Raw genomic sequence first — 15,956 nt, 5'->3', positions numbered from 1 at the left:
CTGTTGTTGTGGTAGCCTTTGTAGTTGTCTTTGTTGTCGTAGTTGTAGGCTTTGCTGTTGTTGTGGTAGCCTTTGTAGTTGTCTTTGTTGTCGTGGTTGTAGGCTTTGCTGTTGTTGTGGTAGCCTTTGTAGTTGTCTTTGTTGTCGTAGTTGTAGGCTTCGCTGTTGTTGTGGTAGCCTTTGTAGTTGTCTTTGTTGTCGTAGTTGTAGGCTTCGCTGTTGTTGTGGTAGCCTTTGTTGTTGTCTTTGTCGTAGTAGTCGTAGTCTTTGTGGTTGTAGATACAGGCTTTGCACTTGTAACCGCATCAGACTTCTTTACTGTCTCCGAGGAAGCAGTACCACTTATAACACCCACTAAATTGCCGCTCTTGTCAGCCAGCTCACAGCTTATCTTCTTTCCGACATCGGCAGAAGTAAGAGTGTAACTGCTTGAGGTAGCGCCGCTTATATAATTTTTTCCTGTTCTCCATTTATATGTGAATTCAGAAGCGTTGCTGCCTGAAACAACAGCACTTACTGTCTCACCCTCTTTGTATGTACCGTTAACGCTTACATTTCCGTAAAGTCCTGCTGTACCTGAACCGCAGGCAACTTCAACTATCTCAGGAGTTGGCAGGCATTCATTCTTCATGTAGTACAAGAAAACAAATATCTCTCTTTTGAAAAGATTCCAGCCATGAGGGATATGAACTCCGTTAACAGTAGCAGGAGCTTCATATACCTTGAAGCGGTTCTTTATGTTCTGTCCGTTGTTTTCAACAGCAGATACATTCTTCTGAACATCATACTTGAACTGTGCCTCTTCTCCTGCGCCGTAAGCCATAAGGAAATGACCGTCCTCATTCTTTGGATATACAAGTTCCGAAGCCTTTTTACAATATCCAAGGTCTGTATCCGAGTAGAATATCCATGACGGGCTCAGACCTCCTACATTCGAGAATGTATCACCCATTTTGCAGCCTGCCTGTAAGGAAACTGCTCCGCCCATTGAGAATCCCATGATGGATAAAGGAGCAGAAAGGTCTGCCTTCTGAGATACATCTCCTGCTTTTATGTGATCAACAAGACTCTGACAATGTCCGTTTGAAACAAACTCTCCGAAATCTATCAGACCGTAGTTTGGTTCCTTGATCTGATCAATGCGCGGCATCACAAGCACCATCGGGTCAACATAACCCTTAGCTATCCATTTGTTCATATTGTCCATCATGATCGATGACTGATTTCCGGGACCGCCCGCACCGTGCACAAGCACCATTACAGGGAAGGTTCCGTCTGCAGCAGGATCAAGCCAAGCACCCTTGTTATAAGTCGGATCAAATGAATAAGAATGCAAATTAGCGGTAATGTACATATTGGTTTCGGCAGCATTCACTTCAGAGCCGAAATCGTATGCCCCAAGTGTGCAGACAAGCATAATAGCTGCAAGCACTTTAGCTGTGAATTTTTTTATTTTACTATTCATAATTTTTACCTCCTTATGTACTTAATTTTTCCCCTAATCAACTTTTGCCCGAATCATCGGTATGATTCAGTGTTTCTTGATTATAGCACAAAAAATTTTTTATGTCAAACAATAACAGGTCTATCACGTCGGGTTATCATCCGCCGACACTAAAAATTCTTTATAATAAAGAGCATTACAATATTTTTTTGTAAATAAATGAACCGCAGTGCATACCCCGATTTACTGCTTTTTTGCACTACATTATAAAATTATATATGTCAAAATTTAGTATAAATGCCATATGAATTTAATATATCAAATGATTGCGGTATATAATCTGAATATGCCCGAAATCGGGCGAAAAATTATGTAATATTCGCACTAATTTATACAAGATGGAAAGCTTCCATTTGTAATCAATGCACGATTATTGTGAACAAATTATGAAATGTAGATAAACAGACATGACATTTATTTTTAGATATGATATAATAAGTTCAAGTTGCTAATATTCAAAATGCACTGGAAATCATATTGGGGGTGACGTTTCCATGCAAACGCTGTACAGCTTTTCATATAATGCATGGTCTAACTATATCCTCGTACTATTAATTCAGTTTCAAAGGCGTACTACTTAAGGTTTTCCCTACCCTTATGAGTGCGCTTTTTACATTATCTGTAAAGAAATGAGAAGTATAGTGGTATTCCACTCGTCAGCACAGAAGGACTTTACAGAATTACTTTAATGTAATATTATTTTAATTGGAGGAAAATCAAAATGGGTAAAGCAAGTAAATCTTCTTTCAAAAAAGTTGCTGCTGGCGCTCTCGCAGTTATTACACTGGCATCCTACTCATTCCCTGCTAACACGGGAATACTTTCTAACAGACCTACCCTTTCTGCAAGCGCAACAGGAACAGAAAACAGTATCCATGTATATGGCGACATCAGAAACGCGACAGGCGAAACACTGACAGTTATCTACACACCTCAGAACACTCACTCGTCATCAAGATATATATTCAACAACGGCGAGCTGTGGCATCTGGACGGCGATATCACTATGATATACAGCCCTGTCAAGCTTGTATTCCCCGCTCTCTGGAACAGCGACGACCAGAAAATAGAAGGAACTCCTCACGTTGACGATATCACAAACGAAGAGTTCAAGAACAACGAATACATATATACCTTTAATTCACCAAGAGGTAATACATACCAGTATGAGAATATCCGTTACGGCAAGAAGGAAGTCCTCTTCACAAAGCAGGGGGAATATACTGACAACGGCGACGGCACACATACGAATCCTTACGATAATTCTGTCGAAGCTCACGACCTTACAGACTTCACTGTGACAAGTGAATCAAAGAACAATTATAAATTCGAGGAGCTCAGCCCCGGCTTATGGAGATCGAACAATTACGGTCAGTTAGGCAACTCTTCATCTACCAATGCAAAGACAACTTTCAAGGTAAATGTTCCTAACGGACGTACAGTCAATCTGAACTACTGGGTATCGAACGAAGAAAATATCGACTACCTCAAACTGACAATCGACGGCAATAATGTATTCAGAGGCAATTACTTTGAAGGCGCTACCAACAGATCAGCCGGCGTCTTCTTCCTCGGTTCAGGAAAACACACTATCGTTGCCGAATACATCCACGCAAATGATAAAGAGGAATATCCTTCGCTGACATCTGATTACCTTGACTCTGCATATATCCAGTTCTCATCTCAGTGCAGCAAGTGCAATTATACTCCTGTAAGATCATATATGCAGTTTGAAAAGTATTTCAAGGGTCAGATTGCAGTTGAGCACGGCGAATACATTGATCCTACCCTTACATTCGGAAACACAGGCAAGAAGTACTGGGTCGACAGGAAGTGCTCCGTTTATTCAAACGATTCACTTTATTTTGACTGCCCCGAAAACAACTTCAAAGTTACAGAAAATGTTGGTAACTTCAAGTACGATTCAAAAACCTATCATCTCAGATATGATATCGAAGTTCCTGCTCCCGAACTTGGCGTATTCATCGCAGGTTATGCAGGATATTACGACGATACTAACTATCTCTTCTCCTGCAAGACAAAGAAGGGAGTTTCTTCTGATATCTCCAAGCTTAAATTAAACGACTGCATATTAACAATGGATCCTGAGCTTGACAAGGAAGAAGCAGCGCGCTTAAAGGCTGTTATCGAATCGGATGAGACTGTAAAATGGATCCAGCCTTACGGCAACGGTCTTGCATACTATATCATCTACAATCCCGAGCTTGCCGAATTTGACGAATATGATGATACACCTTTCATATCATATGGTATATATGACGTCGGCACATATGAAATAACCAACACTGATATCGTTTCACCTGTTGACCTTATCACTCTCGATAAGGACGGCAAGGCTTACCCGAACACATTCGTAAAAGTAGTTGCAGAAAACGCAGACGGTACATCTTCCGCGCTTGTTGAAAACACTGATTTCAAGTTTGTTTCAGGTGCTGCAAGCCACAGCGGCGAGTTCACGGTAGAGCTCAATGGTATCAACAGCTGTACTGGTTATGCTTCAAAGACTATGACCGTTGTTGCTGCTAATGAACTCACAAAGGTAGAGGCAAAGGCATCAGGACCCAACGGTTACGGAAACATCGAATACTATACAATTGACGACCGTTTCTTCCTCCCTGTCGAGGGCTATGCAAACGGATACAGGGAAGTTTCCGAGGAAGACGTTCTTATTGAAGGAACAGCTTCCGTTATTTCAGACGACTTCATCGTTCCCGCAGTTGACCTTATCGTTCTTGACGAGAACGGCAAAGCTTCTCCGAACAGCTATGTAAGCGTAGTTGACGAAAATAATGCTGAGCTTACAGAGGGAACTGATTATAAGTTCATTTCCGCAGACTCCACAAGCGAGAGCGGAAGCTTCACAGTTGAGATCAGCGGTCTCGGCGAATACACAGGCACAGCTTCAAAGACTATCAACGTTGTTGCTGCAGACGACTTCACAAAGGTAGAGGCTAAGAGCGCAGACATCGGCGTTGCAGGAAACATCGAGTACTACACAGCCGGCGGCAAGTACTACCTCCCTGTTGAGGGCTACGCAAACGGCTACAAGGAAGTTTCCGAAGCAGACGTTATAATCGCGGCAGAGCCATTCGTCGAGCCTACTTTCCAAAGGCAGAACCTTGTCCTCAGCGGACAGATCGGTGTAAACTTCTTCCTTGACCTCTCAGGTCTCACAGATGAAGAAAAGGCTGCAAGCTACGTTGACTTCACAGTAAACGGCAAGAAGTACACAGATACATTCGACGAGAACTTCAAGAATCAGTCAGGCAAATACTACGGATTTACCTGCTATGTAAATTCTGTTCAGATGGCAGACACTATCACAGCAGTATTCCACTACGGTGATAAAACTGTAGAAAAGACATACTCAGTACTTGAATATGTAAATGCAGTAGAAAAGTCTGCAGATCTTTTAGAGCCCGAAATGGTTGCTCTTGTACAGTCCATAGCTGACTACGGTCATTACGCTCAGCCGATGCTCGCAGATACAAATAAATGGACTATCGGCGTTGATCACACAGAAATGACCAAGTATTACACAGAGTCCTACGATCACGACGAAATTAAGGCAGCTACAGAGAAGTATGCACACAAGGGCGAGCTCGTAAAGTCCGATATAGACAAGATAACCTATTCCCTTTCACTTGATGCAGAGACAGCTCTCAATGTTTTCGTTGCTCCGAACAAGGATTACAGCGGCGATGTTTCGATCAGCATTGACGGCCTCAGCGAGAATGATTATACTGTTACCAAGCAGGCAAGCGACGGACGCTATAAGATAGTAATCTCAAATATCTCCGCTCACAAGCTTGGCAATACATATAATATCAAGGTCACAACAGACAATGGAGTAAGCACATACGATGTATCTGCACTCTCATTCGTATACGCTGTACTTAACAGTAACTACAACACAGCGTATAAGGACTCAGCTTCCTCAATATATAAATACTATGAGGCAACTATGACCTACAGAAACAAGTAAGGATAACAGGGAGGGATAAACATGAAAAAATATGTTACAGCTGAGATCGAGATCACAGAATTCGATACAGAAGACGTTATCACCAACAGCGAAACATTAACTGTTGAAGTTGGCGGCTAAACTGATCCAAAACAGGGGCGAGACAATAGTCTCGCCCTATTTACGATAACACAAAAAGGAGAGTAATACAATGAAATTCAAAACAATCGCAGTACTTTTACTATCAGTCATCAGCCTGTGCTCATGCAATGTTGAAACATACAGCTACACAGGTGAAAACAGCACATACGACTCAGCCGCAGGAACTCAGAAAGCAGAAGAAGCTACCGCTGCTGCTACTGCCGCAGCTACGGAAGCAGCAACTGCCGCAAGTACAGAAACGCAGACGGAAGCTCCGCAGCAGCAGACAGAAGCAGCTGAAGAGACCGCTTCTGCAACAGCCGAAGTACCTACAGCAAATGCTGAGCCCGAGGCACAGACAGCTCCCACAGAGGCAGCCGCTGAACCGGCAGCAACAGAACCCGTGATACCAACAAATGAAAACGGAGAGGTCGTAACACCAGAAGTATGACAGTAACAGGACAGCGCAGGCTGTCCTGCTTTTTGTTTTCTGCCATATAATTATGATTTTGCTTACTTTACATTTTTACTTCATTATATGTATAAGATTTCGTTATTATTACCACTGTGCAACAGATTGACACAGGCGCTTCAATGTGGTATACTATTTAAAAGTTGTTTTTACATCTGTAAAAAAGAAAGATAACAAACTAAGGGAGATATGTATATGAAAGAAGCTTTACTGATAATTGACGTCCAGAACGACTACTTCGAGGGCGGAGCCTGTATGCTCCACGATCCGAGGAAAGCAGAAGACAGAATTGTCGAGCTCATCGCCGAGAGCCGTAAAATCGGACGCCCGATCATTTACATAAAACACATCAACCCCGACGATGACGACTTTTTCAACGAGGGAACATACGGCTGCGAGATATCCGAGAGGATAGCTCCCCTGCCCGATGATATCGTTATCAACAAGTACTGCCCGAACAGCTTCCTCGGCACAGAGCTGAACGACTGTTTACGCAGTCTCGGCGTTGAAAAGCTCATAGTCTGCGGAATGATGACACATATGTGCGTTGATACAACAGTCCGTGCAGCAATGGACCACGGCTATGCAGTAACTCTCGTTGCTGACGCCTGCGCTACTATGGACCTCAAGATAAACGGCGAGGTCATCCCTGCGGAAACTGTTCAGAAAACATATATCGCTTCTCTTGCAGGTATCTTTGCGGAGATAGTCTGAAATGCAAATCAAGGGATAATACAATAGAAACTGCTTATGAAGCTCTAAGATTTTTCTCTTAGAGCTTCATAATTAATGGGTAAACTAAAAAATAACAGGAAGGTGATAAAATGAAAGTCGCATTTTTTGATACAAAACCGTATGATACGCCGTCATTTGAGAAATTCGGCAAGGAAAACGGCATAAAGTTCAAATTCTACGAGACCAAGCTCAACGAGGACACAGCCGAGCTGGCAAAGGGCTGCGAAGCTGCCTGCGTTTTCGTGAACGATACCGTCAATGCTGCTGTTATCGACAAGCTATGCAGTCTCGGCGTAAAAGTTCTCGCTTTGCGCTGTGCAGGCTATAACAACGTTGATATCAAGTACGCAAAGGACAAGCTGAAGGTCGTAAGCGTTCCTGCCTACTCGCCATATGCGGTCGCGGAACACGCCATGGCTCTGCTCCTTACGTCCATACGCCGCGTTCACAAGGCTTATATCCGTACCCGTGACCATAACTTCTCGCTGAACGGTCTCACAGGCTTCGACCTCCACGGAAAGACCGTGGGCGTTGTGGGTACAGGTAAGATAGGACGCATATTCATCAATATCTGCCGCGGTTTCGGCATGAACGTTATCGCCTATGACAAGTTCCCTGCAAAGGACAGCGATATCGAGTATGTAGAGCTGGACGAGCTTTTCAGCAGAAGCGATATCATCTCCTTCCACTGCCCCCTCACAGACGAGACCTATCACATGATAGACAGCAAATCAGTGGAAAAGCTGAAAAAGGGCGTAGTTATCGTCAATACCTCACGAGGAGCCCTTATCGACGCAGAAGCTCTACTCGAGGGCATAAAAGCACGTAAAATAGGAGCCGCCTGCCTTGACGTATACGAGGAAGAAGCAGATGTTTTCTTCCAGGACTTCTCGGGACACATCATTGCAGACGATACCCTTGCCCGTCTTATCTCAATGCCAAACGTCATCGTTACTTCTCATCAGGCCTTCCTCACTGAGGAAGCTCTCAGCAATATCGCTGAAACTACTGTAAATAACATAATCGCGTGCCATAAGGGAGAGGAATGCCCTAATGAGCTGCACATATGAGGTGAATGCCATGCTTACGGGAAAAACTGTTTTACTTGGAGTTACAGGCTCTATAGCCGTTTACAAGATATGTAACCTTGCACGTATGCTCACAAAGCTGGGCGCCGACGTCCATGTTGCTATGACCCCGAATTCACTGAATTTCGTTCATCCGCTGACATTTGAGACTCTCACTCAGCACAAGTGTCTCATCGACACCTTTGACCGCAATTTCGAGTACAGCGTGGAGCACGTTTCTATCGCCAAGAAAGCCGATGTAGTAATGATAGCTCCTGCCTCTGCAAACGTTATCGGCAAGATAGCAGGCGGTATAGCCGATGATATGCTTACTACCACTGTTATGGCGTGTACCTGCAAAAAGATAATCGCTCCTGCTATGAACCATAATATGTTCCACAATCCCATAGTTCAGGACAATATCGAAAAGCTGAAAAAGTTCGGCTACGAAATAGTCGAGCCTGTACGCGGAATGCTTGCAAACCGCGATATCGGCGACGGAAAGCTCCCCGACGAGGAAACTCTCCTTGAATACATCGTCCGCGAGGCTGCTTTCGAGAAAGACCTCGCAGGCAGAAAGATACTCGTTACCGCAGGTGCTACCCGTGAGAGTATCGACCCAGTCCGCTTCATAACCAATCATTCCAGCGGAAAAATGGGCTTCGCTCTTGCAAGAGCCGCTATGCTGAGAGGAGCGGAAGTTACAGTCGTTGCCGCTCATACCGATGTCGAGCCGCCCATGTTCGTGAACGTAGTTCCCGTGAAGTCTGCGGAGGATATGTTCAACGCCGTAAAGGAGCGCCTTGACGAGACCGATATAGTTATAAAAGCCGCGGCTGTTGCGGATTATACTCCCGTAACTACTGCGACCAGCAAGATAAAGAAGTCCGACGGCGATATGAGCATACCTCTTAAGCGCACTACCGATATCCTGAAGTATATCGGAGAAAACCGCCGCAAAGGACAGGTTATCTGCGGCTTCTCAATGGAAACAGACAACGTTATCGAGAACTCCCGTGCAAAGCTCACAAAGAAGAACTGCGATATGATATGCGCCAATTCGCTGAAAAAGGCAGGTTCCGGCTTCGGTACGGACACCAATATCATCACCATGATTACTCCTGACGATACGCAGGAAATGGAGCTGATGTCCAAATTCGACGCGGCTAACGTTATTCTTACAAAGCTCAGGGAGATAGCTGATAAGAATTAAGAGCTAAGAACTAAAAATTAAGAATTACAATATGCAAGTAATTAGTCGGGCGGCTTTGCCGCCCTTTTTCTTTGAATGAAAAACGCTTTCTATAAGGGGGCTGAAATCAGCCCTTATTAAACGGAAAACCGTTTAATAAGTAAAAAATAATTTTCAAATTCTATGTTTTGCACAAAAGCGAACAGTACAATTTGTTGATGTCGCTGCTTTTTCTCCGATACATAATGTGCGCCACCATAGACAAAAGGATCAAAAAACGACCTCATATGTGCGATACGCATAGAGAAGTATTTGTGAGAATTTATTGAGGAAAACCCTTTTGAAAAAGGGTTCTTCCTCAAACTCCTTTCCTAAAACTTCCAGCTTAAATTTTTCCAAACAGGATGCCCAACATAATAAAAACGCCCTCTGTATATCTTACAGGGGGCATCCTGTTTGGAAAAATTTGGGTTAAAAGTCTTTGGAAAGGGGTTCGGGGGGAGAACCTTTCCTCAGAAAGGTTTCCCCCGATAAGTCCCATATATACTTCTTTATGAGTACTGCACATAAAGAGGCCGTTTTTTATTTATGATGCTTTTTTTGTAAACTGCTCCATGAGATCCATCCACTGGTTGAACTCTTCTTCAGTCATCTGATCCTTGAAGTCCTCATATCTGAACTGGCTCGGGTCAAACTCGAAATCAAGTCCGTTGTCATCTGAACCGCCGATAACCATACCTGACGGGGCGTCAGCTCCGCCTATGATATCTTCCTTCTTGGAAGAACCTGCGGTACTTCCGAACTCATCTTCGTCCTCGTCGTCATAATCAAAGTCAAAGTCGTCGCTGTCCCATTCATCATAGTCAAAGCCGTCAGCTTCTTCCGCACGTTTGTCGTATCCGTACTTGAAGCTTTCTGCTCCGCTCTCGGCAAGCTCTTTGTCAATACCGATCTTTTCGAGAGTGTTCTTTAAAAACTCAGCGAGCTCGTCAGAGCTGATATAACCCTCATAGTCTTCGATATTTGTCATATCTACCATAAAGGCACCGCTCTTGCTCGGCATATCAATATCCACACCGTCATTCAGCGCATATACAAGCTTAAGCCTGCCGTAATCTGTGCCGTCAATAATAATGTCATACTTTATCTCTTCACTCTTGCCGTCTGAGATAAATGAAATATCTATCGGGTCGGCGTCGGGGGCGATTATTGAGAAATCTCCGCTGAAATAGCCCTTTTCATCGTCCTTTACCTCAACATCGCTGAAATTCACGGTAACAGTCTCTTCATCGAAATTTTCATAACAACCTTCCGAGAAGTTATAATTATAGTAATTCTTGGATATGAATGTAAGGTCGCCGCTGTAGCTCTTGCCGCTTTCCTCTGCTTTGAGAAGCGCTCTGAATCTCGGTTCATTATCGTCAATGAACGCTAACTCGCCTCTTACTGCGCTGCCGTCCTTTCCGAGCAGCATTCTTAAACCCTCGTCGTCATTTCTAAACCAGAGGCCGCGGATAGTTCCCGTAGCGTCGATGTATGTATCTATGCTTACGATGACTTCGTTATCGTAATCGTTTTTCTCCAGGTTGTTCCTGAAACCGCTGATACCGTCTTCGATATCTTCCATATATCCTGCCTCGTCAACAAGTTTCAGCCTGTTGACAACGATATCCCTGAGCAGCTTGTCATTCTTCATTTCCTCAAGGTACTGCATACCGAGCTTGTCAGCGTCCTTATCTGTTAAGTTTACGGTAGCAACTGTATAATTCACACTGATATCGCAGATATCAACGCTTTCCTTTTTCTCAAGCTTTACCTCATCGGCAAAATCAGCCCATACGCCTGCGTACCTGTTCACTTCCTCTTCCAGCTCGTCAGGCGAGATAACTGCCGACGGGTCTTCAAGCAAAGCCTTGTAGGTGCTTATTATTCCGCTGATACCGTACATTCCTTGACTGTCGCCCATTTCAACGCACAGCCACTGTTCCTTGAGCTCTGGGATCCGGAAGAAATAATCCATATCACTGACATCGGCAGCAAACTCATAGGTCGCTATATCCTTACCGTCAAGTTCAAGTCCGATATCTGAGCTGATTCTGTTCTTCTTTACCTTATAGCTGCCTGAAAGAAATATCTCATTCGTATTGTTGATAACGTCCGTTACGCTCTTTGTAACTTCATCTTCCACGTCACCAAATATACCATCGCTCAACATATCCTTTGCGTCCTGTGAAGGCTCAAATGAGAGCTTGATATCAAGGGTTTCACCCTTCTCACGCTTTTCAAGCAGCTTTCTGTAACTATCCCCTACAGTTCTGCCGATAGTGTCCGAGTTCTTCTCAGTCACCCATGCGTAGTACTTCTCAGGGCTGCTTACGCGGAGCTTAACCTGATTTTTTACCGTGTCAGAAACTGCATAAGCTGTAACAGAACCGCCTGCGATAACTGCTGCTGATATACCCCCTATCAGGGCAGCCTTTCTTCCCTTGCCTTTTCTCGTTACGTTGTCAACGCCCGACACGGTCGTTTCGTAGCCGTCAGAAAAAGCAGTGTTCATGTTGTTATCCTGATTTTCATACATACTGGACCCCTCCATAATATTATATCATTGGGAGCTGCGCTCCTTACTGATAATATTATCATAATCATTTGTAAAAGTCAATAATACTGCATTATTGTTTTCATGATGTAATAATTTATTTTATTTTCGTTCATATATCTTCTCTGCATATCCTGCAAAAAAGCGGTAATACTATTATCGGTTCAAGGCGAACCCAATAATCAGAACGGAGATTTTATCATGGAAGATCAGAAGAAAAACAAAAGCATTAAGTGCGATGTTTCTCAGTGCAGACACAACCTGGTATCCGAGCATTACTGCTCTCTCGACTGTATCTCTGTAGGCACTCACGAGGACAATCCTACTGTTCCCGAGTGTACAGACTGCAATTCCTTCGTAGTTCGCTCGGGCTGCTGCGAATAAGGGGCAAAAAAATAAGCAGTTCCCGAAAAAGGAACTGCTTATCGTCTTTTTTTGATTATTCAGCGTTAGGAGCGCCAACAGGACATACACCTGCACAAGCACCGCACTCAACACAAGCGTCTGCGTCGATAACGTACTTGCCGTCGCCCTCAGAGATAGCACCAACAGGGCACTCTGCTGCACAAGCGCCGCAGCTTACACAATCATCAGAAATAATATATGCCATATACATACACCTCCGTGTTATTCGGGAGCCTGCGCTCCTCGTATTTTCATTTTAACATATCTGAGTAAAAAATCAATAGTTTTTTGTTAGTTCTTGCTTACAATTGTTATCAAGTGCCCTGTATACAGGCAAAATCAGCCTGAGAGTTTATCTCTCAGGCTGATTTGAACATTTCAGACCGCATATCAGGAACGGCTGTTTGTCGTCCGCAAAATATGCAAACTCTGATATTATTTTTTCTTACCGGATTTTTTCCCCGGCTTTGCAGATGTTTTCTTTGTATTATCGGACTTCTTTTCAGAAGCTGCCTTTTCTTCCGACTTTTCATTCAAAGGAAGCTTGTCGCCTACGATATCAGCACATGAAGCTCCTGCAACCGCCCAGAAAACAGGCGCATAGACTATGCTGCTGCAGCCGATGAAGAAGATGATGACTCCCCCTGCCGTCATGGCGAACAGTATAAAGAGCTCGTTGTACTTACCCTTGCGTACAGCCTTTATGCCCGCGGCTATAACCGGGATAAGCACCAGCAGGAGCGCTATAAGGGACGGTATTCCCCTTGTAGCCGCTGTGTAGAGGTACTCGTTGTAAACCTTGTCAAAGGTCAGTCTGTTGCCCCTCTGAAGTATCATATCCCTGACGTCGGTCATGCCTGCGGCTGTTTTCAGCTGAGGATAGATAAGCTGCTCGGGACCTGTTCCCGTAAGCTTGTATTTGCCGATGATATCCATTGCCGTATCATTGAGATACCAGTAAACCGCTCCCGTATCGTCGATATCGAGTACTCTTGTATCTATATTGCCCGAAGCTCCCGCTCTGCTGTAGCCGTCCGCATACCACAGTATACGTCCGTCGTGGAGCTCATATGAATCAATATTTCCTATATTGCCCGAATTAACAAGTACCACCGCAAGAGCTGCAAATACAGCGGCGGCAGGCACGCATAAAAGGCGTACTTTCGGAGCTTTGCGGATAATAACTGCAGCAGCTGCCGCAACCAGTGAGAACACGAGTCCGCAGATACCGATGAGGGAGTATGTGAACATGATGACAAAGGAGAACAGAAGCGCCGAAGCAAGATAAATTATCCTGTTTCTCCTGCTGTCAGAGGTAACAAAGCCTATGAGAGCTGCCGTAAGTGAAAGTGTGAGCAGCATTGCAAGGAAGAGCGGAGACATCGAAAGTCCCGAAGCTGCATATACATAAAGGTCTTTCATATCGCCGTCTGCACTTAAAGCTCCGATATCGGCATAATGTGAAAGGTATCCGCCGAATATCTGAAGAAGAGCTATTATGCAGTTGAACACTCCCACGCCAATGGCGCCGTTTATGACGCGCTGCACTGCGCTTTTCCGCTTTATGGCTATCGCCGTGGTGAAGAAGCAGCCGTAGAAGAGTATTGCAAGAAGTCCCTCGCCTCTTTCCGTAAAGCCGTAAAAGCCTACTCCGTAATCATAGCCGTTTATAAGCGATATCACGCCCCACGCTATCATTCCTCCGAAAGCGCATACGGGAAGCATTGCCGCTTTGGTGATGTACTTCTTCATTATGGCTATAATGGCAAGTATCATATTGATGACGCCTGCAACGGCAAGTCCGCCTGCCGTCATGGCATAGGAGAACTTATCGTCGTTTATCTCGGGTGCAAGTGTGAACAGAGGCATCAGGAACATTCCTATGACAAGTCCGTAAGAAGCGAGCTTTGAATACTGCTCCTCGGTCATGTTAAGGATAAAATTCGATTTCTCTGTGGTGTGGAAGATAGTTTTCGGGGTGCTTTTGATTGATTTTGACATTGTTTTTCTTTCCTTCCTGCATCAGATGCAGTTTATTTTCTTGAAACTGTTACGGTATAGGCGTTATCCTTCAATTCTCCCACAGTTATGGTGAGATTCGGGTCTACGGTCTCGCTGCCGTAGCTGTCATACCACGCAAAGCCCTTCACAGCGTTTGATATTACATCGCCTGTATAGAAGAAATTATCGGTTTTATGCCTTCCATCGCCCTCAGCATCATTTACGAGCCTGATAAAGCGGCGGTCCTTATTGTAATTTGTATACTCGTCATGTCCGCTCTGATACTTGAAAAAAGTTCCGTATATGTTGGTATATATGTCCGCTTCGATGTGTTTTACGCTTATTCCGCTTCCTAGGACTCTGGTTTTTCTGAAAGCTGACTCTAAAAGGCTGTTATTTCCCTCAAGGGTGGTATATTCAACGATAAAGAACTCAGATTTGTAGCCGTTAAGGTCTCCTCTCGGGATTATGAGGCAGTTTCCGCCGTCGGTCTGACCGTTGACGATAGTGAAGGTCTGCTCTCCCTTTTCAGGGTCGTAAACCTGAACCTGATCCTCTCTCAGCCAGCCGAGCATGAGCTTGGATACTGCCGAGAGATCGGAATAAGCTTCGTCCATGAGTTCAAATCCCGCAGAACCGTGCATACCGTCGATATCCTTCTTCTCGTTATAGAGGTAATAATCGGGAAGTCCCATGCAGTGAGCTATTTCATGAGAATATGTGGAGATAAAAGTTATATAGCTGTTCGAGCTTTTGATAGCGGCATTGCCTGTGATCATATGTCCCGGGGTCATGCCGTCAACAGTAAGCGCCTCGCCGTAGTACTGCCCTGCACACGACCACCAGTCGTTGCCCGAAGAGCCCGGCACACAGAAGAGTATGGCGTCGATAACATGGTCACCGTTCGCGTCGAACTGACTGTAATCAACGATATCGTCCATCTTGCTTATTACCTCTTCGGCAAACAGTGATTTATATTCATCATCGCCGTATTTGGCTATTTTTTCCTCACAGGTGTACTTGTAAGCCTTTCCGCTGAGTTCCAGAGCCCCCTTCGAGGCTCGTTTATAGAACGCGCTGAAGCTCTCGAAAGGATACGAAGCCGATTTGTCGTCCTCTTTGCCGAAGGCTATCCTTTCTATTTCCTCCACCGACGGATCATATTCGAACCTGCAGTCGGTAAAATCCACATAGAATATAAGCAGATTGACCTTTCCCTGAGACGGCATACTGCCGTACATATCCGCTAAAGGCGGTTCGATGAAGTCCTTTTTCTGAGGCGGAGGAGGCGGTGGCGGTGGAGCAGTTGTAGTCGTAGCCGTGGTCGTTGTTACGACAGTTGTGGTAGTTGTTGCAGGCTTCGGATCCTCTTCCCATTTCATTATCTCACCGCAGGGAGAAGACGCAATTACCACCTTTCTGAGCTGCACAAGGTCAAATACCTCAACAGCGCCGTTCCTGTCCAGATCGGCTTTTTGTATGCTCCGTGTATTCGCCTCAAGCTTCACATCGTCTTTTCCTGCAGTCCTGACGATATAATCGCTGCCGTCAGCCATTCTGAAAACGCTGTCTTCGCCCAGCTTTTCAGTTCCGCGCAGATGTTTCGACAGCGTGACAATATCGGCGATATTTACAGCACCGTCGCCGTTGATATCACCTATCAGCCCTGTTTTCTTCCATGCGGCAGACGCGCCCACAGAAACGGACGCCGCTGCAAGAAGCAGCGAAGCAGCTGCCGAAGCAAGCGCTCCGATAAATACTTTTCCTTTCATAGAATAGCCCCCTCATGTAATCCTATCATGGACATGATATTTTACTCTGAAGGCACCGGGAAGCGCTTCCCGGAGTCTCCACA

The 15,956-nt window shown here is 44.9% G+C and carries 11 protein-coding genes; 6 read left to right on the top strand and 5 right to left on the bottom strand.

Going from position 1 to position 15,956, the window contains the following annotated elements:
- Nucleotides 1-1,465: alpha/beta hydrolase-fold protein (locus tag IKW96_RS07400; protein ID WP_296572537.1), on the bottom strand; the 1,465-nt coding region annotated here is incomplete at its 3' end.
- Nucleotides 1,466-2,225: 760 nt separating this feature from the next.
- Here IKW96_RS07400 and IKW96_RS07395 point away from each other — a divergent pair.
- The 5 genes from IKW96_RS07395 (at nucleotide 2,226) to coaBC (ending at nucleotide 9,117) form a co-directional block, all read left to right on the top strand.
- On the top strand, nucleotides 2,226-5,510 hold the full coding sequence (locus IKW96_RS07395) for a hypothetical protein (protein ID WP_296572534.1): 3,285 nt from the start codon (nucleotides 2,226-2,228) through the stop codon (nucleotides 5,508-5,510).
- Nucleotides 5,511-5,700: 190 nt separating this feature from the next.
- Nucleotides 5,701-6,081: a hypothetical protein gene (locus IKW96_RS07390; RefSeq protein WP_296572530.1), complete on the top strand. Its 381-nt coding sequence runs from the start codon at nucleotides 5,701-5,703 to the stop codon at nucleotides 6,079-6,081.
- A 216-nt stretch (nucleotides 6,082-6,297) separates the two neighbouring features.
- Complete coding sequence (locus tag IKW96_RS07385; protein WP_296572526.1) at nucleotides 6,298-6,816, top strand: cysteine hydrolase family protein; 519 nt, start codon at nucleotides 6,298-6,300, stop codon at nucleotides 6,814-6,816.
- 110 nt (nucleotides 6,817-6,926) lie between these two features.
- The gene (locus tag IKW96_RS07380; protein ID WP_296572523.1) at nucleotides 6,927-7,907 is read left to right on the top strand and encodes a 2-hydroxyacid dehydrogenase; all 981 of its coding nucleotides are present in this window, start codon (nucleotides 6,927-6,929) and stop codon (nucleotides 7,905-7,907) included.
- 10 nt (nucleotides 7,908-7,917) lie between these two features.
- Nucleotides 7,918-9,117, top strand: a complete 1,200-nt coding sequence (gene coaBC, locus IKW96_RS07375; protein WP_296572540.1) for a bifunctional phosphopantothenoylcysteine decarboxylase/phosphopantothenate--cysteine ligase CoaBC — start codon at nucleotides 7,918-7,920, stop codon at nucleotides 9,115-9,117.
- 565 nt (nucleotides 9,118-9,682) lie between these two features.
- On the opposite strand, the gene IKW96_RS07370 is transcribed toward coaBC, so the two are convergent.
- Nucleotides 9,683-11,677: a hypothetical protein gene (locus tag IKW96_RS07370; RefSeq protein ID WP_296572521.1), complete on the bottom strand. Its 1,995-nt coding sequence runs from the start codon at nucleotides 11,675-11,677 to the stop codon at nucleotides 9,683-9,685.
- A 219-nt stretch (nucleotides 11,678-11,896) separates the two neighbouring features.
- Here IKW96_RS07370 and IKW96_RS07365 point away from each other — a divergent pair, with 219 nt between their 5' ends.
- A complete protein-coding gene (locus tag IKW96_RS07365; RefSeq protein WP_296572518.1) occupies nucleotides 11,897-12,079 on the top strand; it encodes a DUF1540 domain-containing protein in 183 nt (60 codons plus the stop codon).
- A gap of 55 nt (nucleotides 12,080-12,134) precedes the next feature.
- Here IKW96_RS07365 and IKW96_RS07360 read toward each other — a convergent pair whose 3' ends face one another.
- The 3 genes from IKW96_RS07360 to IKW96_RS07350 all read right to left on the bottom strand — a co-directional run bounded on the left by IKW96_RS07360 (nucleotide 12,135) and on the right by IKW96_RS07350 (nucleotide 15,873).
- Entirely contained in the window at nucleotides 12,135-12,305 is a 171-nt protein-coding gene (locus tag IKW96_RS07360) for a DUF362 domain-containing protein (RefSeq protein WP_295080422.1), read from the bottom strand.
- A gap of 230 nt (nucleotides 12,306-12,535) precedes the next feature.
- Nucleotides 12,536-14,101: an O-antigen ligase family protein gene (locus IKW96_RS07355; protein WP_296572514.1), complete on the bottom strand. Its 1,566-nt coding sequence runs from the start codon at nucleotides 14,099-14,101 to the stop codon at nucleotides 12,536-12,538.
- Nucleotides 14,102-14,133: 32 nt separating this feature from the next.
- Nucleotides 14,134-15,873 carry a dockerin type I domain-containing protein gene (locus IKW96_RS07350; RefSeq protein WP_296572511.1) on the bottom strand — a complete coding sequence of 580 codons (1,740 nt, stop codon included), beginning with the start codon at nucleotides 15,871-15,873 and terminating at the stop codon, nucleotides 14,134-14,136.
- Nucleotides 15,874-15,956: the final 83 nt, after the last annotated feature.

The organism is Ruminococcus sp. (genome assembly GCF_017549005.1).
Taxonomy (GTDB): Bacteria; Bacillota; Clostridia; order Oscillospirales; family Ruminococcaceae; genus Ruminococcus.
The sequence above is the reverse complement of the archived record's forward strand: the minus strand, read 5'-3'. Positions and strand labels throughout refer to the sequence as shown.